The following is a 24,819-nucleotide window of genomic DNA, read 5'->3' on the forward strand; positions in this document are numbered from 1 at the left end:
CTCAGGCTTCGGCTTGGGCTTTGATCAGGCGGTCGTAGGCGTCCTGATCCAGCAGCTTGGCGACGGCGGAAGCATCCGACGGCTTGAAGCGGAAGAACCAGCCTTCGCCCAGCGGATCTTCGTTGACCAGTTCAGGGGCATCTTCCAGCGCCGGGTTCACTGCCAGCACTTCACCGTCCAGCGGCATGTACACGCCGCTGGCGGCTTTTACCGATTCCACGGTGGCGGCTTCGGCGCCTTTCTCGTAAGCCTGCAGTTCAGGCAGTTGCACGAAGACCACATCGCCCAAAGCGTTCTGCGCGAAAGCGGTGATGCCAACAGTGACAGAACCATCGGCTTCGGCGCGCAGCCATTCGTGATCTTCAGTAAAACGCAACTCGCTCATGGAATCTCCTAAGGGCCAGACTCGTCTGGTGGACGCGGTGGATTACTTGGGCGGTAATGCCCTGATTTTATGAACGGTTACTTAGCAAGAACGCGGCCAACGTAAAAATATCGTTATAAATCAATGAGTTGATATTTTATCGAAGGACTTTGAGGATGAGGCTTGTAGCGAAATCGCTACAGCTCGGTGCAAAGAAAAAAGCTGAAGTGGATCAAAGCCTTGCGCAGCGGTGATCGGAGGAAGGTGTATCGATATCATTCCGCTGTAGCGCTTTCAGTACAGATGGAGGTCGCTTTCGGGCTAGGACTCTCAACTGGATCGAGAGCCGGCTGGATGGAAAACCCTGTGGGAGCGAGCTTGCTCGCGATGAGGGCCTGTCAGTCGACAGCTTTTTGGATGTCGCACCGCCATCGCGAGCAAGCTCGCTCCCACAGGGAATTTGCGGTGAGATCAGGGTTTGTTGGGGATGCCGTATTTGCGCAATCGGTGCGCAATCGCGGTGTGCGAAGTCTGCAGGCGGCCGGCCAGTTGGCGGGTCGAGGGGTAGCTGACGTAGAGTTTTTCCAGCAGCGATTTCTCGAAGGCTTCCACCGCTTCTTCCAGACTGTCGACGTCGGTGTCGGTCTGCCGCGCCACGGAGGTGCCGGCGATGTCGAGGTCGCCGATGTCCACCAGGCTGCTTTCGCAGATGGCGGCGGCGCGGAAAATCACGTTCTGCAATTGCCGCACGTTGCCCGGCCAGCGGTTGCCGAGCAGCGCCGGATAGGTGCCCGGCGCGAGGCGGCAGACCGGACGCTGGATCTGTGCGCAGGCCTGCTGCATGAAATAGCGCGCCAGCAACAGAATGTCCTGACCGCGTTCGCGCAACGGCGGCACTTCGACGTTGAGTACGTTGAGGCGGTAGAACAGGTCTTCGCGGAACAGGCCTTCGCTGACCATTTTTTCCAGGTCGCGGTGGGTCGCGCTGAGTATCCGCACATCGACTTTGACTTCGCGATCGCCACCCACCCGACGGAAGCTGCCGTCGTTGAGGAATCGCAGCAGCTTGGCCTGCAAGTACGGCGACATCTCGCCGATCTCGTCGAGGAACACCGTGCCCTGGTTGGCCAGTTCCATCAGCCCCGGTTTGCCGCCCCGTTGTGCGCCGGTGAAGGCGCCGGGGGCGTAGCCGAACAGTTCGCTCTCGGCGAGGTTCTCCGGCAGGGCCGCGCAGTTCAGCGCCAGAAACGGTGCGTTGTGCCGGGCGCTGATGGCGTGACAGGCGCGGGCCACCAGTTCCTTGCCGGTGCCGGTTTCGCCCTGAATCAGCAGCGGTGCATCGAGGGCCGCCACGCGCTGCGCCCGGGCCTTCAGCGTGCGGATCGGCGGCGACTCGCCGAGCAGTGCATCGAAACCTTCGGCATGGTCGTGGTGCAGCGCCGAGAGCTGTTCGCCGATGCGGTTCGGTTGATACAGGGTCAGCAGTGCACCGGCGTCAGTGATCGGCGTGGCATCCAGCAACAGGGTCTGGCCGTTGACGGTGATCTCCCGCAGCGGCAAGCGGAAGCCCTGTTCGAGCAAGGTTTCTAGCAGGCCCGGATCGTTGAACAGCTCCGAGACACTTTCGCCCGCCGGCTCGCGACCGTACAGGGCGATCAGCGCCGGGTTGGCCAGCAGCACCTTGCCGGCGCTGTCCAGCGCCAGCACCGGGTCGGTCATCGCCGCGAGCAACGCGTCGAGCTGCAAGTGCCGACGCTGGCCGGGGAGGATGTCGACCACCACCACGGCTTCCACGCCGCGCACCCGGAACAGCGCGTCTTTCAATTCTTCGAGCACTTGCGGGCTGAGGGTCGGGGCGTCGATGTAGACGTTCGGCGGGACCATTTCCACCGCATCCAGATTGAGATTGCGTCCACCGAGAATCGCCAGGACTTCCTGGGTGATGCCGACGCGGTCGATGAAACTGACGTGGATGCGCATGGGGTGGTTCTGGGTTCTGGAGTGCGGAGGGGGGCAAGTATGCCTTGGGGCGGGGAAATGGTGAAACCGGGCGCGCTCTTCCGCTGGCTACATACCCTTGTGGGAGCGAGCTTGCTCGCGAATGCGGTGTATCAGCAATGAAGATATGGACTGACAGAGCGCTTTCGCGAGCAAGCTCGCTCCCACAGGGGGTATGGGGTGAGTTCGGGTTACTCGAAATGCTCGGGATTGACCGGATCCCCGGATTTCATATTCAGCTGCGTACGAATGTCTTCAAACATCAGGTCGTAATGCTTGTGCACCGAGCCGATCTGGCTGTGGCTCTTGGGGATGCCGTACTTTTCGGCAATCTGCGTCACGTTGCGCGCGAAGTTGTAGGCCTCTTCCTTGGGCAGGAAGAACGGTTCGTTGACCTCTTTGCCCTGGATGCTTCCAACCAGCCGGAACTGTATCCCTTTGCCTTTTTGCGGATCCTGCGACACCTCGTATTCGAGGCGGATGTTGTAGTTGACGTCGTCTTTGGTCAACGCGTGCCGCTCGATGTGCAAATGACCGGGTTCGAACTGGGCCATGGTGTTCTCTCCTTTCAAGGCATGGGAGAAGGGCAGACCTGGAGTCTGCCCCAGTATTTCTTTTTTATCGGTAGGTGATGCCGGGTTTCGAGGTGCTCACCCGCGTACCGGCGGTGCCCTGGACGATGGCTTCGATGTCCGCCAGCGAACCGATTACCGCGACCTTGCCAGTATGGCGCGCAAATTCGCAAGCTGCCTGCACCTTCGGCCCCATGGAACCGGCGGCGAAGCCCAGGCGTTCGAGTTCGTCCGGGTGGGCCTGGGCAATGGCTTTCTCGGTGGGTTTTTTGAAGTCGATGTACGCCGCGTTGACGTCGGTGGCGATCACCAGCAAGTCCGCTTCCAGCTGTTCGGCGAGCAGCGACGAGCACAGGTCTTTGTCGATGACCGCCTCAATGCCTTTGAGGTTGCGGTTTTCGTCGTACATGGTCGGGATGCCGCCACCGCCGGCGCAGATCACGATGCTGCCCTTGTCCAGCAGCCACTTGATCGGGCGGATTTCGAAGATGCGCTTGGGTTTCGGGCTGGCAACCACGCGACGGTATTTGTCACCGTCGGCCTTGACCACCCAGCCTTTCTCTTTGGCCAGGCGCTCGGCTTCTTCTTTGGCATAGACCGGGCCGATGAATTTGGTCGGGTCCTTGAAAGCCGGATCCTTGGGATCGACTTCGACCTGGGTGAGCAGGGTGGCGAACGGGACTTCGAAGTCCAGCAGGTTGCCCAGTTCCTGTTCGATGATGTAACCGATCATGCCTTCGGTTTCGGCACCGAGCACGTCCAGAGGATAGGCTTCATCGGGCTTATAGGAGAGGCCCTGCAACGACAGCAGGCCGACTTGCGGGCCGTTGCCGTGGGCGATGACCAGTTGATTGCCAGGGTGGATCTTGGCGATTTGCTCGGTGGCGATGCGGATGTTGGCGCGCTGGTTGTCAGCGGTCATCGGCTCGCCACGGCGGAGCAGGGCGTTACCGCCCAGAGCTACGACGATACGCATAATGCAGTCCTTTCAGAATTCAGTGAGCCTGCGGGGGCAGCCTTTGGCGGCGCCCGCAGGTCAGGGGGGCAACGCTTACAGATCAGCCAAAGTCGAAACCAGAATCGCCTTGATGGTGTGCATGCGGTTTTCCGCTTGCTCGAAGGCGATGCAGGCCGGCGACTCGAACACGTCGTCGGTCACTTCGATGCCGTTGGCCAGGTGCGGATACTGTTCGGCGATCTGTTTGCCGACCTTGGTATCGCTGTTGTGGAACGCCGGCAGGCAGTGCATGAACTTGGTGCGCGGGTTGCCGGTGGCTTTCATCAGTTGTGCGTTGACCTGATACGGCAGCAGTTGCTCGATGCGCTCGGCCCAGGCTTCAACCGGTTCACCCATCGATACCCAGACGTCGGTGTGGATGAAGTCCACGCCTTTGACGGCGGCTTTCGGGTCTTCGGTCAGGGTGATGCGGGCGCCGCTTTCTTCCGCGTATTTTTTGCAGCGCTGTACCAGATCATCGTGGGGCCACAGGGCTTTCGGCGCGCAGATGCGCACGTCCATGCCGAGTTTGGCGCCGACCAGCAACAGCGAGTTGCCCATGTTGTTGCGGGCGTCGCCCAGGTAGGCGTAGCTGATTTCGTGGATCGGCTTGTCGGCGTGCTCACGCATGGTCAGCACGTCGGCGATCATCTGGGTCGGGTGATATTCATCGGTCAGGCCGTTGAATACCGGTACCCCGGCGAACTTGGCCAGCTCTTCGACGATTTCCTGCTTGAAGCCACGGTACTCGATGGCGTCGTACATGCGACCCAGCACGCGGGCCGTGTCCTTCATGCTTTCCTTGTGGCCGATCTGCGAGGAATTCGGGTCGATGTAGGTGACGTTGGCGCCCTGGTCATAGGCGGCAACTTCGAACGCGCAACGGGTGCGGGTCGAGGTTTTTTCGAAGATCAGGGCGATGTTGTTGCCCTTCAGGTGTTGTTGCTCGGTGCCGGTGTACTTGGCGCGTTTCAGGTCGCGGGACAGGTCGAGCAGGTAACGCAGCTCACGTGGGGTGTGGTGTTCCAGGCTGAGCAGGTTACGGTTGTGGATATTGAAAGCCATGATGGATCTCCTTCGGTGTCGGTTATCCCCCTGGCCGCTCTTTGTGAGTCGCGGCCAGGGCTCAGAGTTTTAGTAGTCGATCGGGTCGCGGATGATCGGGCAGGTCATGCAGTGGCCGCCGCCACGGCCACGGCCCAGTTCGCCGGCGCTGATGGTGATGACCTCCACGCCTGCCTTGCGCAGCAGGGTGTTGGTGTAGGTGTTGCGGTCGTAGCCGATGACCACACCCGGCTCCACGGCCACCACGTTGTTGCCGTCATCCCATTGCTCGCGTTCGGCGGCGAAGCTGTTGCCTCCGGTTTCCACCACGCGCAGGTTCGGCAGGTTCAGCGAGTTGGCCACGACTTCGAGGAACGTTTTGTTCTCCCGTCGTACGTCCAGACCGTAAGGTTTGCTTTCGTCAGGACGGATGATGAACGGCACGATTTCCTTGACCACTTCCGGGAAGATCGTGACCAGGTCGCGGTCGCAGAAGCTGAAAACGGTGTCCAGGTGCATCGCCGCGCGGGATTTCGGCAGGCCGGCGACCACGACTTTTTCCACCGCACCCTTGGCGAACAGCGATTGTGCGAGTTGGCCGATGGCCTGGCGCGAGGTGCGCTCGCCCATGCCGATCAACACCACGCCATTGCCGATCGGCATGACGTCGCCGCCCTCGAGGGTGGCCTTGCCGTGGTCCTTGTCCGGGTCGCCGTACCAGACTTCGAAGTCGGCGCCGGTGAAGTCAGGGTGAAATTTGTAGATGGCGGTGGTCAGCAAGGTTTCCTGACGACGGGCCGGCCAGTACATCGGGTTGAGGGTCACGCCGCCGTAGATCCAGCAAGTGGTGTCGCGGGTGAACTGGGTGTTGGGCAGCGGGTCGAGCAGGAAGCTGGAGTGGCCCAGGTAATCGCGGTACATCTTGATCACGCTGGCGCCTTCGCTGTCCGGCAGATCCTCGCCGGCCACGCCGCCGATCAGGAACTCGGCGAGCTTGCGTGGCTCCAGGCCTTCGAGCCAGCTGCGCACTTCGTTGGTCAGGCCGACACCGACGGTGTCCGGGGTGATCTTGCGATCCAGAATCCATTTCAGCGCTTCGGGGTTGCCGACGATGTCGGTCAGCAGGTTGTGCATTTCCAGCACTTCGATCCCGCGCTCGCGCATCTTGGTGACGAAGTCGAAGTGGTCGCGCTTGGCCTGATTGACCCAGATCACATCGTCGAACAGCAGTTCGTCGCAGTTGCTCGGGGTCAGCCGCTGATGGGCCAGACCTGGGGAACAAACCATGACTTTGCGCAGTTTGCCGGCTTCGGAATGGACGCCGTACTTAACTTTTTCCGTGGTCATTTCAGTGATCCTCCAGAGATAAAACGTTTGGCAATTACAGAGTCAGGAAGCCTTCGTAGAGACCGTAGGCCGCCACCAGGGCACCCACGACCACCGCGGCGAAAATCAGCTTCTCGACGTTGGTGAAAACCGGTTGTTTGAGTTCGAGCTTGGCCTTGGCGAACAGGATCGCGCCGGGCGCATAGAGCAGGGCCGAGAGCAGCAGGTACTTCACGCCACCGGCGTAGAGCAGCCAGACCGCGTAGATCAGGGCGATGCCGCCGATGATCAGATCCTTGCGGCGCTCGGCCGCGAAGCCCTCGTAACTTTCGCCACGTACCGCCAGCAACAGGGCGTAGGCCGCCGACCACAGGTACGGCACCAGAATCATCGAAGTGGCGAGGTAGATCAGCGACAGGTAAGTGCTGGCCGAGAACAGGGTGATGACCAGGAACAGCTGGACCATCGCGTTGGTCAGCCACAGGGCGTTGACCGGCACGTGGTTGGCGTTCTCCTTGCGCAGGAACTCCGGCATGGTGTGGTCCTTGGCGGCGGCGAACATGATCTCCGCGCACAGCAGCACCCACGACAGCAACGCCCCCAGCAGCGAGATGATCAGGCCGACGCTGATCAGCACCGCGCCCCAGTGACCGACCACATGCTCAAGCACGGCGGCCATCGACGGGTTCTGCAGTTTGGCCAGTTCCGGTTGGGTCATGATCCCCAGCGACAACACGTTCACCAGCACCAGGAACAGCAGCACGGTGATGAAACCGATTACGGTGGCTTTACCCACGTCCGAACGTTTTTCCGCCCGGGCCGAGAAGATGCTCGCGCCTTCGATGCCGATGAACACCCACACGGTGACCAGCATCATGTTGCGCACCTGATTCATCACGCTGCCCAGGTCCGGGTTTTTCACGCCCCAGATGTCGGCGGTGAAGATGTCCAGTTTGAAGGCGAAAATCGCGATCAGGACGAACAGCAGCAGCGGCACGACCTTGGCGACGGTGGTCACGAGGTTGATGAACGCCGCTTCCTTGATCCCGCGCAGCACCAGAAAGTGCACGGCCCACAGCAGCACCGAGGCACCAATCACGGCGGCAACGGTGTTGCCTTCACCGAAAATCGGAAAGAAATAACCGAGGGTACTGAAGAGCAGAACGAAGTAACCGACGTTGCCCAGCCAGGCACTGATCCAGTAGCCCCAGGCGGACGAGAAACCCATGTAGTCGCCGAAACCGGCCTTGGCGTAGGCGTACACGCCGCCATCCAGGTCAGGTTTGCGATTGGCGAGGGTTTGAAAGACGAAAGCGAGGGTGAGCATGCCGACGGCGGTGATGGCCCACCCGATCAGTACCGCACCGACGTCGGCGCTGGCGGCCATGTTTTGTGGCAAAGAGAATATCCCGCCACCGATCATTGATCCGACTACCAGGGCAACCAGTGCACCTAGTCGTAGTTTTCCGGGAGCTTCAGACATTGCATGACTCCATTGCAGGAGAGAAGAGTTCACAGCGTAGTTCTGTTGACTGTTCAAACAGCTGACATAGATCAGTGCATGGCCACATTCCATTGTTAATGAATGACTTATGAATCCACTGCAGGCATAAGGCTACTGTCTGGAAGGCCCGTCCCAGAGGCCTTTGGTCGATTTGATTGGGAATGGATCCTATTACTTTCGAGTTATCACGCTAGTTGCTTTTCAGGTTTTGGCAAATTTTTCACATCTGTTTTCAGTACAGAATTGATTTATTAGGATCGGCGCACAAAACTGACTTAACGTGCTAGGTGTTAGCGTCATCCGCTATATATAAGTGGGCGTTTGTTGGCATTACCTGATAAACGTCTTCGGCTATTAGCCGTTTAGTTAATAGTTGTTACAAATAAAACCTCACCACATATTTCAAGGAGATTTGTATGTCGCAACCGACGCAAAAGCTGCGCCTTGGCGCACTGATCGCCCTGGTGGTGGGTTCGATGATTGGCGGGGGGATTTTCTCCTTGCCGCAGAACATGGCGGCTCGTGCCGACGCCGGCGCCATCCTGATCGGCTGGGGAATCACCGCCATCGGCATGCTGACTCTGGCATTCGTGTTCCAGACCCTGGCCAACCGCAAGCCGGAGCTGGATTCTGGCGTCTATGCCTACGCCAAAGCCGGCTTCGGTGACTACATGGGATTCTCTTCCGCGTGGGGCTACTGGATCAGTGCCTGGCTGGGCAACGTCGGGTATTTCGTGTTGCTGTTCAGCACCCTCGGCTACTTCTTTCCGGTGTTCGGCCAGGGCAACACGCCGATCGCCATCGGTTGCGCCTCGGTGCTGCTGTGGGCCGTGCATTTTCTGGTGATGCGCGGGATCAAGGAGGCGGCGTTCATCAATCAGCTGACCACCGTGGCCAAGATCGTGCCGCTGGTCATGTTCATCGTCATCGCTGCCGTGGCGTTCAAGGCCGATATCTTTACCCGCGACATCTGGGGCCGCAGCAACCCGAATTTCGGCGGGGTGATGGATCAGGTGCGCAACATGATGCTGGTCACCGTGTTCGTGTTCATCGGTATCGAAGGCGCCAGCGTGTATTCGGCGCGGGCCGAAAAGCGCGCGGATGTCGGCCGGGCCACGGTGATCGGTTTCATCGGCGTGCTGGCGCTGCTGGTGCTGGTCAACGTGCTGTCGCTGGGGATCATGAGTCAGCCGGAACTGGCGACCCTGCAGAACCCTTCGCTGGCGGCGGTGCTGGAACACATCGTCGGGCCGTGGGGCGCGCTGGCGATCAGCATCGGCCTGGCGATTTCGTTGCTCGGCGCGTTGCTGTCATGGGCGCTGCTGTGCGCCGAAATTCTCTTCGCCACCGCCAAGGACAAGACCATGCCGGCGTTCCTGAAAAAGGAAAATGCCAACCATGTGCCGGTCAATGCGCTGTGGCTGACCAACGTGATGATCCAGATTTTCCTGCTGATCACGCTGTTTTCCGCCGGCACTTACACCAGCCTGATCTACCTCGCGTCGTCGATGATTCTGGTGCCGTACCTGTGGTCGGCGGCCTATGCGGTGCTGTTGAGCGGGCGAGGCGAAACCTACGAACATGCCTCGGCCGAACGCACCAAGGACCTGCTGATCGGCGGCATCGCCCTGTGCTACGCGGTGTGGTTGCTGTATGCCGGCGGGGTGAAATACCTGCTGTTGTCGGCGCTGCTGTATGCCCCGGGGGTGATCCTGTTCGCCAAGGCCAAGCATGAGCAGGGTGAGCCGCTGTTCACCACCATCGAGAAGGGCATCTTCACCTGCGTGATCGCCGGAGCCGGGCTGGCGGCCTACGGGTTGTACAGCGGCTTGCTGTCACTGTGAGGCTGGGGCTCGAATATCAGTCGCCCTACGACTGGCCGGCGATGCTCGGGTTTCTCGCGGCGCGGGCGGTGGTCGGGATGGAGGCGGTGATCGATGGCGTGTATTCGCGCAGCATCGGTTTGGACGGCGTTCACGGCACGGTTTCGGTCTGGCCCGGTGACGGCGATGCGCTGGAGGTGGAGCTGGATTTCCCGGATCCGTCAGCGGTTCCCGAGATCATCATGCGCTTGCGTCGGCTGTTCGATCTGGACGCGGATCTGCCGACGATGCAGCGGCATTTGAAGGCAGATCCGCTGCTGGCGCGGTTGATTGCCGAGCGCCCGGGGTTGCGGGTGCCGGGGGCGTGGGACGGACTGGAGCTGGCGTTTCGGGCCGTGCTGGGGCAGCAGATTACCGTGGTCGGGGCGATCCGGCTGGCGGGGAAACTGCTGGCGCAGTATGGCGAACCGTTGCATTCATCGGTGCCTGGACTGACTCACGTCTTTCCTCGGGCAGCCGTTTTAGCGAACGCCGATCTGGCAACGCTGGGCATGCCGAAAAGTCGCGGGCGCACCTTGTCCGGGGTGGCGCAGGCGTTGCTGGATGATCCGTTGCTGTTTGAATCAGGAACGGCGCGGTTGCTGGCGCTGCACGGGATTGGCGACTGGACGGCGCAGTACATCGCGCTGCGGCAGTTGCGGGACATGGACGGGTTCCCGACCGGGGATGTGGGGTTGTTGCGGGCACTGGAAGTGCTGGAAGGAGAGCGGATGACGGCGCGGGAATTGTCTGCCCGCGCGGAGACTTGGCGACCGTTTCGCGGTTATGCGGCGCAGGTTTTGTGGACATCGTCGAGTCGTGCGGATTGAAACTCGCACGCAGTCAAAACCATCGCGCTTGATGTGAACCCAACTCGGTGGCCGGCAATGTCCACTGCAATGGCGTCCCGCTGATCTTCAAAGGCGCTTGCAGCCGATGCGCCGGCCCCCAGGGCGTCTGCTCCAGCCGCAAGCTCTGATCCTGTGCATCTTCCAGACGCAGCACTTCGTTCGTGCCCGGTTCCTGCTCGATCAACAGCTTCGCCGTCCGCGCCAGCGACAGTCGAGCGGACCCACCTCGACCACTGCGTAACCTTTCAGCCAGCAACCGGATCACACTCGCCGCCATCAGATACCCCGTCGCATGATCCAGTGCCTGCACCGGTAGCGGCGTCGGTTTGTCCGCCTGCTTCCAGCGCTGTCCGGCCTCGGCAATCCCGCTGCTCATCTGCACCAGACTGTCGAAGCCCCGGCGGCTCTGCCACGGACCGCTCCAGCCGTAGGCATTCAGGCAGACGTCGATCAGCCCTGGAGCCAGTTGTCGGCGACGTTCGGCACCGAAACCGAGGTGTTCAAGCGCATCGGCGCGGTAGCCGTGCAGCAGAATGTCAGCGTCCTTGAGCAAACCTTCAAACACCGCCCGATCTGCCGGTTGATGCAGATCCAGCCGCGCACAGCGTTTACCGAGGGTGACTTCCGGCACCACGCCGGGTTCGTTCCAGGTCGGCGGGTCGATGCGCAGGACATTGGCGCCGAGCCCCGCGAGAAAGCGGCTGGCGGTCGGGCCGGCGAGGACGCGGGTCAGATCGAGCACCTTGAGCCCGGCCAATGGCTGCGCCACCGAGCCTTGCCAGAGTTGACGACTTTCATCTTTCCCATCACTGAAACGCACCAAGGGTTCGGCGTTCACCGCCAATCCTTGCGGGTGTTTCTGCCACTGTTCCCAACTGCGCATTTCGGCAGCACAACCCTTGGCATCGACCACCGCTTGCTCCAGATCGGCACTGGCCCATTGCGCGACTTTCGTCGCCATGGCCGCGCGATCGGCACAGGCACCGAGCACGCTTTCAGCGGCGGCGCGGTGATGCGGGGCGTTGGTGTGCAGGCGAATCCAGCCATCTTTTGTTGCGTAGTCGCCGGCCACCGGATCCCACAGCGGCGGCACTTCCCAACCTATCGGTCGCAGTGAGGTGGCGAACCAGAACGAGGCGAGGCGGCGGTCGACGGCCATATCGGGCAATTGGCCGGTCTGCTGCCGGAGCAATTCGCCGACCGCTTGCCCGGCCGCGGCAATGCTCGCGCAGGCAAGGTCGGTGACGGCAAACGCCGAGGGCAGGGCGCCCTCGCCGGTGAATGGAATCGGTGTGCTGGGCAAACCGAGTGCGGCTTGAATGGACGTGAGCAGATCAGTCATCGAAGGCCCTCCGGAAGAGGGCCTGATCATAGAACAGATGACGATCGGGGGAGGTCAGACGCGGAACTGATCCATCAATTTCATCTGCTGACTGGCCAGGGCGTTGAGCTGGCTGCTGATCGCCGCCGATTCGGTGGCCTGTTCGGTCAGGGTTTCGGTGACGGTGCGGATCGCCGAGACGTTGCGGTTGACCTCTTCGGCCACGGCGCTCTGCTGTTCGGCGGCGCTGGCGATCTGCAGGTTCATGTCGCTGATGACGGTGACCGCGTCGCTGATCTTGCCGAGGGCGTCCACGGCCTGGCGGATCTGCCCGGCGTTGTTGTGGGCCTGGGTCTGGCTCGAATGCATGGTCGCTACCACGCCACGGGTGCCGGTCTGGATGCGTTCGATGACCACGCGGATTTCCTCGACCGAATCCTGAGTGCGCTTGGCCAGGTTACGGACTTCGTCGGCGACGACCGCGAAACCACGACCGCTTTCACCAGCGCGGGCTGCTTCGATCGCGGCGTTCAGCGCCAGCAGGTTGGTCTGTTCGGCGATGCTGCGGATCACTTCCAGCACGGAACCGATCTGTTCGCTGTTGACCGCCAGTTCCTCGACTTCGGTCACCGCCTTGCTGACTTCATCAGCCAATTGATTGATGTCGCGGGTGCTGCGTTCGATGATCGACATCCCGTCCTTGGCCGACTGATCGGCGCCCTTGGCCGCATTGGCGGCGTTCGAGGCGCTGTTGGCCACGTCGTGGGCGGTGGCGCTCATTTCGTTGGAGGCGGTGGCCACCTGATCGATCTCGCGGAACTGCACCTGCATGCCTTCGCTGGTCTGGCGGGCGATCTCCGACGACTGATCGGCGGTGCCTCGGGCTTCGGTGATGCTTTGTTTGATCTGGGCGATGGTCGGTTGCAGCTTGTCGAGGAAGCGGTTGAACCAGTTCACCAGTTCGCCCAGTTCATCCTTTTTGGTGTAGTTCAGGCGCTGGGTCAGATCGCCTTCGCCGCTGGCGATGTTCTTCAGCATTTCGGCGACGCTGTTGATCGGCCGGGTCACGCCCGAAGCAGTGAGCCAGATCAGCACCAGGCCGATCAGGCCGGCGATCACGGCCACCGCCAACGCGGTCATCACGCCGGTTTGCTGAGCGTCATCGAGCACCGCTTGCAGCTTGACCGAGTCGGCCAGCAGCACTTGTTTCGGCAAATCGATGACCACGCCCCAGGCCCGGGAGTTGCCGATCGGGTCGACCGGGTACACGGCGCGGATCAGATCGCCCTGTTCGAGAATCTTCGGTGTGCCGGCGCTCAGCAGTTGCAGGATGTCCTTGCCTTCGGCGCCCAGGGTCTCGGCGATGCCTTTGCCGACCTTGGTCGCGTCGGTGCTGTAGGCGCCGAGCACGCCGCTGCCGGAAACGATCAGCATGTGCCCGGCACCGTTGAACAGTTCGCGCTGGGAACCCACGGCCGCCGCTTGCAGGGCGTCGAGGGCGATGTCGATGCCGACCACGCCGATGGCCTTGCCGTCCACCAGCAGCGGCACGGAAATGGTGGTCATGAGCATTTCCTTGGTGCCCACGGTGTCGGCGTACGGGTCGAGCAGGCAGGTGCGCTTGTTGTCGCGAGGACAGGTGTACCAACTGTTGTAGGGCGTGCCGCTGACACTGAGGGTGGTCTTGGTCATGTCTTCTTCGACCATGATCGTGTTCAGCGCAGAACCGCCGGCGCGGCTCCAGTAAGTGGCGAAGCGCCCGGCTTCGTTGGACTGGCGCGCGGCGTCGTTGACGAACTCGCTGTCCTTGCCGTCCAGGCCGTTGGGTTCGAAGGCCAGCCAGATACCCAGCACCTTGCTGTTGCGCTCGAACGCGGTTTTCAGGCTCAGGTTCAATTCTTCACGCAAGGCCCCGGCGTCCAGCGAACGCTTGGCGGCCATGACGCGCATGTCCTTGATCTGGTCGGCCAGTGCGGTGATCACCAGCAGGCTCTCGCCAAAGGTTTTCTGCACCTGCACCGCCTGTTCGGCCGCCTTGGCCTGCAGCAGGTTCTGCACGCTGGCGGTGAGCATCTTGCTGCTCGAATCGCTGACCAGTTCGTCGTTCTGGTTGGTCTGGTAGATGTTGATGCCGACGATCAGCGCAACCACGCCGAGCAGGCACAGCCCGGACAGCAGGACGATTTTCAGGCGAATGGACAGGGAGTCGAACATGGGGTGTTCTCGCGAATGAATGAACTGTTGGCTACGGGGCACGGAGTTGCCCGGTTCGCCAAATCCATTCAGCGCCATTCAATGCTCATCGGCGCGGGGCGAGGGTGCATGAGGCGCATGCCGACGAACGGTCGCGGCAAAACGTTTGCGCGGGCAAAAGCCCTGAAAAGAAGGGAAAAATCAGGAAATCTTCGGCAGCGATTCCGGGCGTGACCAGATCCACAGGTTACCCAGGGTCATGCCGGCAATTGCCAGATAGACCGGCCAGCCGTGATCGAGCACCACCAGCATCAGGGTGGCGCACAGCAGCATGCTGACGGTGGCGCTGACCTTGGCCTTGCGGGCGATGATCTTGCCGTTACGCCAGTTGCTCAGGATCGGCCCGAACAGCCGATGGTTTTCCAGCCAGGCACTCAGGCGCGGCGAGCTGCGGGTCGCGGCCCAGGCGGCGAGCAGGATGAACTCGGTGGTCGGCAGGCCGGGCACGACGATGGCGATCAGGCCGATGCCGAGGCTGACGTAGGCGAGCAGGCCGAACAGCAGGCGGGCGAGTCGGGAGGAGGCGGGTTGGGGCATGGGCTCGAAGTGTGTGAGGCGAAACGGGGATTCTACAGATTTGCCAAGACTCCTGTGGGAGCGAGCTTGCTCGCGAAAGCGGTGTGTCATGCACATTTATGTTGAATGTGCCGTCGCCTTCGTCGGAACGCCGCCCGGAGCAAGCTCGCTCCCACAGGGATCAGGCCGGTTCGGCTTCCGTGGCGTAAGCCTGTTCCAGCAGCACGGTGAAGCGGTTGAATGCGTCGATCGCGCCTTGCTCCACTTCGGCTTCTTCTTCGGCGCTGAATTGCAGCGAATCGAGGGTGCGCACGAAGCTCTTCCAGCCTTCGGCGCGACCGCCTTCAGGCTCGCCCAGGTGACGGGCGCCGAAGGTTTCGCTCAGTTCCAGGGCAACGGCGCGTTTGATCAGGAACGCCGCGCCGAGCTTGGAACCCTCGGACACGAAGATCCAGCCCAGGGCGCGGGCCTTGCTCGGGTTTTTCACCGCGCCGGCGACGGGCGCAGGCACTTCGGTGTCCAGGTCCGCAAGGTCGGCCTTGGCCGCTTCAGCGCGGCAGCGGGCCGGCAGGTCAGGGACGATGGCAGTCAGTTCGGCATCGTTGTACAGCGAGACCAGTTCCGACTGGAACAAGTACTGCGCGACCACGAAGCGGGCAAAATTGGCGCGAGTCTCGAACGGCGCATGGGCTTTCACCAGCGCATCGAGCTTGCTGTGCGGCTCGTGAGTGATCTGGTTCAGGCGTTGCGAACGCAGGGCTTTTTCCGGGGTGCTCATGAGATGTCCTTGATAAAAGAGGCGCTTGATAACGAGACGAACGGGCAAGCGCGGGACAGTAAAAAAACCTCACGGCGCGGCAATGCACGCGCCGTGAGGTCATCCGGATCAGATATCCCAGACCAGGTTGATCGCGAAGTTGCGACCCGGCTGGGTCAGGCGATCGAGGTTGGCCGGTTGTGTCACCGACGCTTCGCCGACGCTGTCGTAACCGCGCACGTCATCCCACAACCAGTACTTCTTGTCGGTCAGGTTGTAGATGCCGCCGCTGACGGTGACGTCGTCGGTCACCTTGTAGTAGCCGGCCAGATCGAGAATGCCGAAGCCCGGGGATTTGAATTGACTGCTGACACCGTCCGGCGACTTGAAGTTGGTGTCGTCGACGCGATCCTTTTTCTTCACCACGGTCCAGCTCAGCAGGCCGCCGTAGTTGTCCTGGTCATAACCCAGACCGAATACGCCGGTCAGCGGATTGACGCTGTTCAACGGCTCGCCGTTGTCGTTGTTGCGTCCGTAGGCGTAGGAGATCGAACCCTGGGTGTACAGACCTTGCGGCGCACCGAACGAATCCAGGTTCAGGCGACCTTTGACTTCGGCACCCTTGATGGTGGCGTGCTTGATGTTGCTGGACTGGAAGGTCAGCTCGCTGTAGCCCGGGGTGACGGCGTCTTCGTTGATGAAATCGCGGTACTTGTTATAGAACACCGCCACGTCGAACGAGCCTTGCTCGAAGTTGCCGCGCAGACCGGTTTCATAGCTTTTGCTCTTTTCCGGTTCCAGGTTCGGGTTCGGCGCCACGTTGTAGCCGGTGGTGCTGTTCTCGAAGCGGCCGTACAACGCTTTCGCGGTCGGAGTGCGGAAGCCTTCGGCGTATTGACCGTACCAGGTGTAGTTGTCGGTCAGGGCGTAGGTCAGGCCGAATTTCGGCGAGACTTTATGCCAGGTCTTGTTTTCGTCGCTCACCGTGCCTTTGCCATCGGCAGCCACGGTGTTTAGGAATTCCTGAGTGATGTGTGGCTTGAGCTGGGTGTAGTCGTAGCGCAGGCCTGGCAGGAAGGTCCATTTGTTCCAGCTGATCTGGTCCTGGGCGAACAGGCTGTAGGTGTTGATGGTCGGGTCCGGGAAGTCGCTGGACTTCTTCAGCACGTCCGCCGCACTGGTGGCGCCGATGGCGGTGCAGCCGCGACCGACTGCCAGGCACTTGCCGTCGCCGCTGCGCGAACCAGTGACTTTCTGTTGCTTGATCGTGGTGCCGTAGGTCAGCACGTGATCGGTGTCACCGATGGCGAATGCCTTGTCCAGTTGCGCATCGAACACCCATTGTTTTTCCTCGTAGATCGTGTCGCGGGTACGCAGCACTTTACGGGTCATCGGGTAGTAGAACTCTTCGGTGCTCTGGTCGGTCTTGGCGACCTGGTGGTTGAGGCTCCACTTCACGTTGTCGGCCAACAGGCTGTCGAGGGCGAAGCTGTGCTCCAGGCCGAAACGCTCACGGGTGACGGTGTCGTTGCCGGTACGCCACTGGTACATGCCGCCAGGCAGCACGCTGTTCGGAATGGTCGGAGCGCCATTGAAGAACGGGCCGCCGTAAGCACTTTTTTGATCGGTGTCGCGATCATCCTTGTACTTTTCGTAGGTCAGGCCCAGACGCGAACCTTCGTTGTAGTTCCAGCCGATCTTGGCCAGCACGTTGGAGGCTTTCACGTCTTCCGGGTTGGCGGCGGTGCGCTCAAGACCGGTGCCGTTGTTGCTGCCGTAGGAATCGGTTTCATGACCGTCGCGCTGGCTGTAGTGCAGCAAACCGTCGAACTGCTCGGCGCGACCGGCGACGGTGGCGGATTTCAACCAGCTGTCGTCGGCGGAGCTGTAGCCGGTTTTCAGGCGGGCGCCGACGTCTTTGCCGGGCTTGATGATGTCATCCGGGTCGAGGGTGTAGTAGCTGACCGCGCCGCCGATGGCGTTGCTGCCGTACAGCACCGAGGCCGGGCCGCGAAGGATTTCCACGCGTTTGACGATTTCCGGGTCGACGTAGTTGCGTTGAGTCTTGGCGTACGGGCCGTTGAAGAAGCCGTCCGGTACTTCGACACCATCCACTTGAGTCAGGATGCGGTCACCGTCGATGCCGCGAATGTTGTAGCCGCTGATACCGCCGCGCTGACCGGCGCCGCCGACGGACACGCCCGGCTCGTAGCGCACCAGATCCTTGATGGTGTTGACGTTGTTGCGGTCCAGGTCCTGACGGGTCTGCACGGTGACGGTGGCCGGTACGCTGTTGACCGACTGTTCCTGACGGGTGGCGCTGATGGTCACCTGGTCGAGGTTGAGTGCGCCGCTGTTGTTGCGTTTTTCCAGCACGACGTTGTTGTTGCTCAGCTTGCGGAAGCTCAGGTTGGTCCCCACCAACAGGCGCTCCAGGGCTTTTTCCGGTGGCAGCGAACCGCGCACGCCCGGGGACGACACGCCTTTACCCAGTTCGGCCGGCAAACCGACCTGCCAGCCGGTGACGGCGGTGAACGCGTTGAGCGCCGACACCAGCGGTTGCTGGCCGATGGCGAACGAGTAATCGCCCATGTTGCGTGCCGGTTGCTCGGTAGCGGCCATCAGTGGCGCGGTGCCGGCCATCAGGATGGCGGCAGTCAGCAGCGACAGCACGCGGGAAGGGGAAGAAGTCTGGCGGGTAAGGCGTGAGGACATCGATAGCGCTCCGTGTCGCACGAATCTTTATAGGTGCTGATTCACGTCCGAAGATGCGAATCAATTGCATTGGCTATAACGAGACGAACGAGCTTCGGCTATCGAGTAAAAATAATTCTCATTTAGTTCAGAATCACCAGCGCCGGGAATTCCTGAAGCTTGGCCGAGGTGATGTGAGCGAGCGAACGCACCACGTCCAGCGGCTGGTCGAGGCGGTAATTGCCGGTGACGGCTACGTCGGCCAGATGTTCGTTGGTGTTGATGATGAAACCCGGATAGTAGCGGCGCAGTTCCGCCAGCACCTGGTTCAACGGGCAGTTTTCGAAGATCAACCGACCCTGCACCCACGCCAGATCGGTAGCGGCGTCGACCTTGGCCGTCCGGTCGAAACCATTCGGACCGATGCGGATGCTTTCCCCGGCGGACAGACGCACCCGGGCATCGTCACGGGTGGCACGCAGATCGACATCGCCACGCTGCACCCGCACCTGCGCCACGCCATCCAGATAACGCACGGCGAACGCGGTGTCGCGCACGCTGGCCTTCACCGGCCCGGCGTCGATTTCCAGCGGCTGGCTGCGGCTGGCCGGAATCTCGAAAAACGCTTCGCCCTGATACAGCCGCGCAACTCGTTGGCGATCGTTGATCGTGCTGGAGAAGGCGGAATTGGTGTTGAGCAGGACTTTCGAACCGTCCTCAAGCTGCAAACGTTGCCGCTCGCCGACCACGGTCAGGTGATCGGCCTGCAGACGCATCGGCAGGTTGCTGAAACTGAACAGACCGAGAATCAGCACCGCAGCGGTGGCCAGCGGTTTCCAGTGCGGGCGCAGACGGGTGAGGACGGTGACTTTCTTCGGTCTGGCTGCGAGGTCTTGCGCGCACTGGGCGATCTGCGGGCCGTCCCAGATCGACTGGGCCTTGGCGAATGCCTGGGCGTTCAACGGATCGGCCGCCAGCCAGGCATGAAACTGCCGGGTCTGTTCCTCGTCCGGGCTGCCGAGCACGATGAGCCAGTTCAGTGCCTGGTCCATTGCGTTGGCGGCGTCCTGCGCCGTGTCGGGCGAAGGAGGGCGGTGGGTGTCCGTCACGGTGTTTCCTCGGCAGTGTCTGTGCACGGCTGTTTTTTTAGTGAAGCGTAAAAGTCGGGCAAGGGTAACAAAGGCCGATGATCAGTGCAGTCGATCCTGTCGTTTACCGAAAAAGCCTACGGCATCAGTCGCCATTCAAGCGCTCGGCGACACCGATGCAAATGGTCATGATCAATTTGAGTTCTTTCTGCACCGTGCTGAGGGACACGCTGAGTTCTTCGGCGATTTCCTGATAGCTGTGCCCGTGCAGGCGGCTGAGGATGAAGATTTGCTGCTGACGGGGGCTGAGTTCACCGAGGCTCACGTTCAAGCGCTCCAGCAATTGTTCGGCGTGGGCGGCGTCTTCGGCGCTGCTGGCAGGGGCGGCGACGCTGTGCACCACGTCCTGCGGCACGTCGTCGACCATGGTCCGCGAATGGATCTTGCGCGCACGCAAATGGTCCAGCGCCAGGTTGCGCGCGGTCTGGAAGACAAAGGGTTCAAGGTGATCGATGGCCCGTTCGCTCAGCGCCCGTGTGACGCGCAGGTAGGTTTCCTGCAACAGGTCTTCGGCGGTGCTGTGGTTGTTGACCATGCGTTCCAGCGTTCGCAGCAATGAAGTGCGCTGGGCGAGGAAAACGTGATTGAACTGCGACTGACTCACGGGAGGACCTGATCCATTTCGAGCGAATGATAATGCTTATCATCCGCCCGAGTGGTCAAGTGTTGATTTCAGATTGAAATCAAAAAACTGTGGGAGCGGGCTTGCTCGCGAAAGCGTCGTGTCAGGCAATAAATATGTCGACTGACCCACCGCATTCGCGAGCAAGCCCGCTCCCACAGGGGGTAGGCGTTTTATTCCGCGTTGCACAGCGCCAGGCAGTTATCGAGCATGCGGTTGGAGAAGCCCCACTCGTTGTCGTACCAGGCCAGCACCTTCAGCAGTTTGCCGCTGGATTTTGTGTGGTTGGCGTCGAAGATCGACGACAGCGGGTTGTGGTTGAAGTCGCTCGATACCAGCGGCAGGGTGTTGTAGCCGAGGATTTTCGAGTGCTGGCTCGCCGCTTTCATCAGTGCGTTAACTTCATCGGCCGAGGCTTCGCGTTTCAACTGCACAGTCAGGTCAACCAGCGACACATTGATCACCGGCACACGCACGGCCATGCCGGTCAGCTTACCCGCCAGTTCCGGCAGCACCAGGCCCACGGCTTCGGCGGCGCCGGTCTTGCTCGGGATCATGTTTTGGGTGGCGGAGCGGGCGCGGTACGGGTCGGTGTGGTAGACGTCGGTCAGGTTCTGGTCGTTGGTGTAGGCGTGAATCGTGGTCATCAGACCGCTTTCGATGCCCAGTTCGCGGTGCAGCACCTGGGCCACCGGGGCCAGGCAGTTGGTGGTGCACGAGGCGTTGGAAATGATCTGGTGCGACTGGCGCAGAATGTCGTGGTTCACACCATAAACGACGGTGGCATCGGCGCCTTTGGCCGGGGCCGAGATAATCACTTTGCGTGCGCCGGCGGTAATATGCGCAGCGGCTTTGGCCCGGTCGGTGAACAGACCGGTGCATTCGAAAACCACATCAATCTTTTCCGCAGCCCACGGCAGTTCGGCAGGGTTGCGGATGGCGCTGACCGAAATACGGTCACCGTTGACGGTCAGACTCTCGTTGTCATGCGCAACTTCAGCATCGAACGTGCCGTGAACGGTATCGTATTTGAGCAAGTGCGCATTGATCGCGCTGTCGCCCAGATCGTTGATGGCGACGATCTGCAAATCCTGTCGATAGCCTTGGGTATACAGTGCGCGCAGGACATTACGGCCGATGCGGCCAAAACCATTGATTGCGATTCGAAGAGTCATTGAACAGCGCCGCCGTCGTTTTGTTGTTGGAATTACAAGATTATTCGCATAAAAATAGAAAACAAGCCTTTTTAGTGGCAATATTTTGTTTTATCTACAACGAGTGACCTGAATCAACTGGTCCGAATGGTCAAGGAAACCGCCCGTCATCCCACGCGTGCGGGCGCTTTGGTCAGCATAGACAATCAGGTCGCCACATCCGTTAGCCTGGAGTTCTACACATGCATCCCCGCGTTCTTGAGGTCACCGAACGGCTTATCGCCCGCAGCCGCGCCACGCGTCAGGCTTACCTTGCGCTCATTCGCGGCGCCGCAACCGACGGGCCGATGCGCGGCAAGCTGCAATGCGCCAACTTCGCCCATGGCGTGGCCGGGTGTGGCAGCGAAGACAAGCACAGCCTGCGGATGATGAACTCGGCGAACATCGCCATTGTTTCGTCGTATAACGACATGCTTTCGGCGCACCAGCCGTACGAAGTCTTCCCGGAACAGATCAAGAACGCCCTGCGCGAAATCGGCTCGGTCGGCCAGTTCGCCGGCGGCACGCCTGCCATGTGCGACGGCGTGACCCAGGGCGAGCCGGGCATGGAGCTGAGCCTGCCGAGCCGCGAAGTGATCGCGATGTCGACGGCGGTGGCGCTCTCCCACAACATGTTCGACGGCGCGCTGATGCTCGGCATCTGCGACAAGATCGTGCCGGGCCTGATGATGGGCTCCCTGCGTTTCGGTCACCTGCCGACGATCTTCGTGCCGGGCGGGCCGATGGTCTCGGGGATTTCCAACAAGGAAAAAGCCGACGTGCGGCAGAAGTACGCCGAAGGCAAGGCGACCCGCGAAGAGCTGCTGGAATCGGAAATGAAGTCCTACCACAGCCCGGGCACCTGCACGTTCTACGGCACCGCCAACACCAACCAGTTGCTGATGGAAGTCATGGGCCTGCACTTGCCGGGTGCTTCTTTCGTCAACCCGAACACGCCGCTGCGCGAGGCCCTGACCCGCGAAGCCGCGCACCAGGTCACACGCCTGACCAAACAGAACGGCAACTTCCTGCCGATCGGCGAAATCGTCGACGAGAAGGCGCTGGTCAACTCGATCGTCGCGCTGCACGCCACCGGCGGCTCGACCAACCACACCCTGCACATGCCGGCCATCGCCATGGCGGCGGGCATTCAACTGACCTGGCAGGACATGGCCGACCTCTCCGAAGTCGTGCCGACCCTGAGCCACGTCTATCCGAACGGCAAGGCTGACATCAACCACTTCCAGGCGGCGGGCGGCATGTCGTTCCTGATCCGCGAACTGCTGGAAGCCGGCCTGCTGCACGAAGACGTCAACACCGTGCTCGGCCACGGCTTGAGCCAGTACACCAAGGAGCCGTTCCTCGATAACGGCAAACTGGTGTGGCGCGAAGGCCCGACCGAAAGCCTCGACGAAAACATCCTGCGTCCGGTGGCCCGTGCGTTCTCGGCAGAGGGAGGCTTGCGGGTGATGGAAGGCAACCTCGGTCGCGGCGTGATGAAGGTGTCCGCCGTGGCGCTGGAAAACCAGATCGTCGAAGCACCGGCCATGGTGTTCCAGGATCAACAGGATCTGGCCGACGCCTTCAAGGCCGGTTTGCTGGAGAAGGATTTCGTCGCGGTGATGCGCTTCCAGGGCCCGCGTTCCAACGGCATGCCGGAACTGCACAAGATGACGCCGTTCCTCGGCGTGCTGCAGGATCGCGGCTTCAAGGTCGCGCTGGTGACTGACGGGCGCATGTCCGGCGCCTCGGGGAAAATCCCGGCGGCCATTCACGTGAGCCCCGAAGCTTATGTCGGCGGCGCTTTGGCTCGCGTGCAAGAGGGCGATATCATCCGCGTCGATGGCGTCAAAGGCACCCTGGAACTCAAGGTGGACGCCGCCGAATTCGCAGCGCGCGAACCCGCCAAAGGCCTGTTGGGCAACAACATCGGTAGCGGTCGCGAACTGTTTGGCTTCATGCGTTTGGCCTTCAGCTCGGCAGAGCAGGGCGCCAGCGCCTTCACTTCTGCCCTGGAGACGCTTAATTGAAACTGGCTTTGGTCGGTGACATCGGAGGCACCAACGCGCGGTTTGCGTTGTGGAAAGATCAGCAGCTCGAGTCGGTGCAGGTGCTGGCCACGGCCGACCATGCCAGCCCGGAAGAGGCGATCAGCCTCTACCTGAGCGGGCTCGGCCTGGCGCCGGGCGCCATCGGCTCGGTGTGCCTGTCGGTGGCAGGTCCCGTGAGTGGCGATGAGTTCAAGTTCACCAACAACCACTGGCGCCTGAGCCGCAAGGCGTTCTGCCAGGCGTTGCAGGTCGAGCAGTTGCTGCTGGTCAACGACTTCTCCGCCATGGCACTGGGCATGACCCGTTTGCAGCCCGGCGAATTCCGCGTGGTCTGCGAAGGCGAGCCGGAACCGTTGCGTCCGGCGGTGGTGATCGGTCCGGGCACCGGCCTGGGCGTCGGCACTTTGCTCGATCTGGGCGAAGGCCGGTTTGCCGCGTTGCCGGGAGAGGGTGGTCACGTCGATCTGCCGCTGAGCAGCCCGCGTGAAACCCAGCTCTGGCAGCACATCCACAACGAGATCGGCCACGTCAGCGCGGAAACCGCGTTGAGCGGCGGCGGTTTGCCTCGGGTATACCGGGCGATCTGCGCGGTGGATGGCCACGAGCCAAAACTCGACACGCCGGAAGCGATCACCGCAGCCGGCCTCGCCGGTGACCCGATTGCCCTGGAGGTGCTGGAGCAATTCTGCTGCTGGCTCGGTCGCGTAGCCGGCAACAACGTGCTGACCACTGGCGGTCGCGGCGGGGTGTACATCGTTGGCGGCGTGATTCCGCGCTTTGCCGACTTCTTCCTGGAAAGCGGTTTCGCCCGCAGCTTCGCCGACAAGGGCTGCATGAGCGATTACTTCAAGGGGATTCCGGTGTGGCTGGTGACGGCACCGTACTCGGGTCTGGTCGGTGCAGGAGTGGCGCTCGAACAATCCGGTAAATGAACATTCCCACGCCGAGCGTGGGAACCCTCGGCACATCAGGCATAATCCGCCCAATTCCAACAACAAGGATGCCTTCGAAGTGAGTTCAGTCAACAAGTCGATTTTGTTGGTCGATGACGACCAGGAGATACGCGAGTTGCTGGAAACCTACCTGACCCGCGCGGGTTTTCAGGTACGGGCCACGGCCGACGGCGCCAGTTTCCGCCAGGCGCTGAACGAGGCGCCGAGCGATCTGGTGATCCTTGATGTGATGCTGCCCGATGAAGACGGCTTCAGCCTGTGCCGCTGGGTGCGCCAGCATCCGCGTCAGGCCCAGGTGCCGATCATCATGCTCACCGCCAGTTCCGACGAGGCCGATCGGGTGATCGGTCTGGAACTGGGCGCCGACGACTACCTCGGCAAACCTTTCAGCCCCCGCGAATTACAAGCGCGAATCAAGGCCCTGCTGCGCCGTGCCCAGTTCGGTCAGGAACGCAGCGGCAGCGAGGTGCTGGCGTTCGATGAGTGGCGACTGGATATGGTCAGCCATCGGCTGTTTCACACCGACGGCGAGGAAGTGATTCTGTCCGGCGCCGACTTCGCCTTGCTGAAACTGTTCCTTGATCACCCCCAGGAAATCCTCGACCGCGACACCATCGGCAACGCCACCCGTGGCCGCGACCTGATGCCTCTCGATCGTATCGTCGACATGGCGGTCAGCCGCTTGCGTCAGCGTCTGCGCGACACCGAAAAACCGCCACGACTGATCCGCACCGTGCGCGGCAGCGGCTACCAACTGGCAGCCAACGTGGTTGCCGGCAATGGTCACTGAGTT

The 24,819-nt window shown here is 61.4% G+C and carries 20 protein-coding genes and 1 pseudogene; 5 read left to right on the forward strand and 16 right to left on the reverse strand.

All coding sequences use genetic code 11. The features are described from left to right. Position 1: 1 nt before the first annotated feature. The 7 genes from gcvH to arcD (CAG02_RS14315) all read right to left on the reverse strand — a co-directional run bounded on the left by gcvH (position 2) and on the right by arcD (CAG02_RS14315) (position 7,784). Positions 2 to 385 (reverse strand): glycine cleavage system protein GcvH, encoded by a 384-nt coding sequence (gcvH, locus tag CAG02_RS14285; RefSeq protein ID WP_085709634.1) that lies wholly within the window; start codon positions 383 to 385, stop codon positions 2 to 4. A 450-nt stretch (positions 386 to 835) separates the two neighbouring features. Beyond that, positions 836 to 2,344, reverse strand: a complete 1,509-nt coding sequence (locus tag CAG02_RS14290) for a sigma-54-dependent transcriptional regulator (RefSeq protein WP_085709635.1) — start codon at positions 2,342 to 2,344, stop codon at positions 836 to 838. A gap of 209 nt (positions 2,345 to 2,553) precedes the next feature. Beyond that, a complete protein-coding gene (locus tag CAG02_RS14295; RefSeq protein WP_085709636.1) occupies positions 2,554 to 2,916 on the reverse strand; it encodes a DUF5064 family protein in 363 nt (120 codons plus the stop codon). Between the two features lie 64 nt (positions 2,917 to 2,980). Then, positions 2,981 to 3,910 (reverse strand): carbamate kinase, encoded by a 930-nt coding sequence (arcC, locus tag CAG02_RS14300; protein WP_085709637.1) that lies wholly within the window; start codon positions 3,908 to 3,910, stop codon positions 2,981 to 2,983. A gap of 75 nt (positions 3,911 to 3,985) precedes the next feature. Further along, on the reverse strand, positions 3,986 to 4,996 hold the full coding sequence (locus tag CAG02_RS14305) for an ornithine carbamoyltransferase (RefSeq protein WP_025126828.1): 1,011 nt from the start codon (positions 4,994 to 4,996) through the stop codon (positions 3,986 to 3,988). 69 nt (positions 4,997 to 5,065) lie between these two features. Beyond that, a complete protein-coding gene (gene arcA, locus CAG02_RS14310; RefSeq protein WP_085709638.1) occupies positions 5,066 to 6,322 on the reverse strand; it encodes an arginine deiminase in 1,257 nt (418 codons plus the stop codon). 34 nt (positions 6,323 to 6,356) lie between these two features. Next, on the reverse strand, positions 6,357 to 7,784 hold the full coding sequence (gene arcD, locus CAG02_RS14315) for an arginine-ornithine antiporter (RefSeq protein ID WP_085709639.1): 1,428 nt from the start codon (positions 7,782 to 7,784) through the stop codon (positions 6,357 to 6,359). Between the two features lie 437 nt (positions 7,785 to 8,221). Between arcD (CAG02_RS14315) and arcD (CAG02_RS14320) the strand changes: the two genes are divergently transcribed. Next, entirely contained in the window at positions 8,222 to 9,649 is a 1,428-nt protein-coding gene (gene arcD, locus CAG02_RS14320; protein WP_085709640.1) for an arginine-ornithine antiporter, read from the forward strand. After that, complete coding sequence (locus CAG02_RS14325) at positions 9,646 to 10,497, forward strand: DNA-3-methyladenine glycosylase (RefSeq protein WP_085709641.1); 852 nt, start codon at positions 9,646 to 9,648, stop codon at positions 10,495 to 10,497. Before arcD (CAG02_RS14320) ends, CAG02_RS14325 begins: the two co-directional genes overlap by 4 nt. A 13-nt stretch (positions 10,498 to 10,510) precedes the next feature. On the opposite strand, the gene CAG02_RS14330 is transcribed toward CAG02_RS14325, so the two are convergent. From CAG02_RS14330 to gap, 9 genes and pseudogenes are all read right to left on the reverse strand, one after another. After that, positions 10,511 to 11,860 (reverse strand): CoA transferase, encoded by a 1,350-nt coding sequence (locus CAG02_RS14330; protein ID WP_085709642.1) that lies wholly within the window; start codon positions 11,858 to 11,860, stop codon positions 10,511 to 10,513. Positions 11,861 to 11,914: 54 nt separating this feature from the next. Continuing rightward, positions 11,915 to 12,670, reverse strand: a complete 756-nt coding sequence (locus tag CAG02_RS30210; protein ID WP_371320921.1) for a methyl-accepting chemotaxis protein — start codon at positions 12,668 to 12,670, stop codon at positions 11,915 to 11,917. 102 nt (positions 12,671 to 12,772) lie between these two features. After that, positions 12,773 to 14,131, reverse strand: a pseudogene (locus CAG02_RS30215) (HAMP domain-containing protein); the annotation flags it as partial. 102 nt (positions 14,132 to 14,233) lie between these two features. Then, positions 14,234 to 14,629 (reverse strand): YbaN family protein, encoded by a 396-nt coding sequence (locus CAG02_RS14340; protein WP_085709643.1) that lies wholly within the window; start codon positions 14,627 to 14,629, stop codon positions 14,234 to 14,236. A gap of 160 nt (positions 14,630 to 14,789) precedes the next feature. After that, positions 14,790 to 15,386: a biliverdin-producing heme oxygenase gene (locus CAG02_RS14345; RefSeq protein ID WP_085709644.1), complete on the reverse strand. Its 597-nt coding sequence runs from the start codon at positions 15,384 to 15,386 to the stop codon at positions 14,790 to 14,792. A 108-nt stretch (positions 15,387 to 15,494) separates the two neighbouring features. Further along, positions 15,495 to 18,080, reverse strand: a complete 2,586-nt coding sequence (locus CAG02_RS14350) for a TonB-dependent receptor (RefSeq protein WP_085709645.1) — start codon at positions 18,078 to 18,080, stop codon at positions 15,495 to 15,497. 122 nt (positions 18,081 to 18,202) lie between these two features. Next, entirely contained in the window at positions 18,203 to 19,168 is a 966-nt protein-coding gene (locus tag CAG02_RS14355) for a FecR domain-containing protein (RefSeq protein WP_085709646.1), read from the reverse strand. Between the two features lie 124 nt (positions 19,169 to 19,292). After that, positions 19,293 to 19,811, reverse strand: coding sequence for an RNA polymerase sigma factor (locus tag CAG02_RS14360; RefSeq protein ID WP_085709647.1), 519 nt, complete (start codon positions 19,809 to 19,811; stop codon positions 19,293 to 19,295). A 191-nt stretch (positions 19,812 to 20,002) separates the two neighbouring features. Continuing rightward, on the reverse strand, positions 20,003 to 21,004 hold the full coding sequence (gene gap, locus CAG02_RS14365) for a type I glyceraldehyde-3-phosphate dehydrogenase (protein WP_085709648.1): 1,002 nt from the start codon (positions 21,002 to 21,004) through the stop codon (positions 20,003 to 20,005). Between the two features lie 221 nt (positions 21,005 to 21,225). Here gap and edd point away from each other — a divergent pair, with 221 nt between their 5' ends. From edd to CAG02_RS14380, 3 genes are all read left to right on the forward strand, one after another. Further along, complete coding sequence (gene edd, locus CAG02_RS14370) at positions 21,226 to 23,052, forward strand: phosphogluconate dehydratase (protein ID WP_011335614.1); 1,827 nt, start codon at positions 21,226 to 21,228, stop codon at positions 23,050 to 23,052. Beyond that, on the forward strand, positions 23,049 to 24,005 hold the full coding sequence (locus CAG02_RS14375; RefSeq protein ID WP_085709649.1) for a glucokinase: 957 nt from the start codon (positions 23,049 to 23,051) through the stop codon (positions 24,003 to 24,005). The genes edd and CAG02_RS14375 overlap by 4 nt, the downstream gene beginning before the upstream one ends. Before the next feature lie 79 nt (positions 24,006 to 24,084). Continuing rightward, entirely contained in the window at positions 24,085 to 24,816 is a 732-nt protein-coding gene (locus CAG02_RS14380; protein ID WP_025112821.1) for a response regulator, read from the forward strand. Positions 24,817 to 24,819 lie beyond the last annotated feature (3 nt).

The sequence above is a fragment of the Pseudomonas sp. R43(2017) genome, from assembly GCF_002112345.1.
In the GTDB taxonomy this organism is placed as follows: domain Bacteria; phylum Pseudomonadota; class Gammaproteobacteria; order Pseudomonadales; family Pseudomonadaceae; genus Aquipseudomonas; species Aquipseudomonas kribbensis.

What these genes read in the sequence shown, in the direction of transcription:
- gcvH (WP_085709634.1), bottom strand. Translation starts at nt 385, where the DNA reads ATGAGCGAGTTGCGTTTTACTGAAGATCACGAATGGCTGCGCGCCGAA.
- CAG02_RS14290 (WP_085709635.1), bottom strand. Translation starts at nt 2,344, where the DNA reads ATGCGCATCCACGTCAGTTTCATCGACCGCGTCGGCATCACCCAGGAA.
- CAG02_RS14295 (WP_085709636.1), bottom strand. Translation starts at nt 2,916, where the DNA reads ATGGCCCAGTTCGAACCCGGTCATTTGCACATCGAGCGGCACGCGTTG.
- arcC (WP_085709637.1), bottom strand. Translation starts at nt 3,910, where the DNA reads ATGCGTATCGTCGTAGCTCTGGGCGGTAACGCCCTGCTCCGCCGTGGC.
- CAG02_RS14305 (WP_025126828.1), bottom strand. Translation starts at nt 4,996, where the DNA reads ATGGCTTTCAATATCCACAACCGTAACCTGCTCAGCCTGGAACACCAC.
- arcA (WP_085709638.1), bottom strand. Translation starts at nt 6,322, where the DNA reads ATGACCACGGAAAAAGTTAAGTACGGCGTCCATTCCGAAGCCGGCAAA.
- arcD (WP_085709639.1), bottom strand. Translation starts at nt 7,784, where the DNA reads ATGTCTGAAGCTCCCGGAAAACTACGACTAGGTGCACTGGTTGCCCTG.
- arcD (WP_085709640.1), top strand. Translation starts at nt 8,222, where the DNA reads ATGTCGCAACCGACGCAAAAGCTGCGCCTTGGCGCACTGATCGCCCTG.
- CAG02_RS14330 (WP_085709642.1), bottom strand. Translation starts at nt 11,860, where the DNA reads ATGACTGATCTGCTCACGTCCATTCAAGCCGCACTCGGTTTGCCCAGC.
- CAG02_RS30210 (WP_371320921.1), bottom strand. Translation starts at nt 12,670, where the DNA reads ATGCAGGTGCAGTTCCGCGAGATCGATCAGGTGGCCACCGCCTCCAAC.
- CAG02_RS14340 (WP_085709643.1), bottom strand. Translation starts at nt 14,629, where the DNA reads ATGCCCCAACCCGCCTCCTCCCGACTCGCCCGCCTGCTGTTCGGCCTG.
- CAG02_RS14345 (WP_085709644.1), bottom strand. Translation starts at nt 15,386, where the DNA reads ATGAGCACCCCGGAAAAAGCCCTGCGTTCGCAACGCCTGAACCAGATC.
- CAG02_RS14350 (WP_085709645.1), bottom strand. Translation starts at nt 18,080, where the DNA reads ATGTCCTCACGCCTTACCCGCCAGACTTCTTCCCCTTCCCGCGTGCTG.
- gap (WP_085709648.1), bottom strand. Translation starts at nt 21,004, where the DNA reads ATGACTCTTCGAATCGCAATCAATGGTTTTGGCCGCATCGGCCGTAAT.
- edd (WP_011335614.1), top strand. Translation starts at nt 21,226, where the DNA reads ATGCATCCCCGCGTTCTTGAGGTCACCGAACGGCTTATCGCCCGCAGC.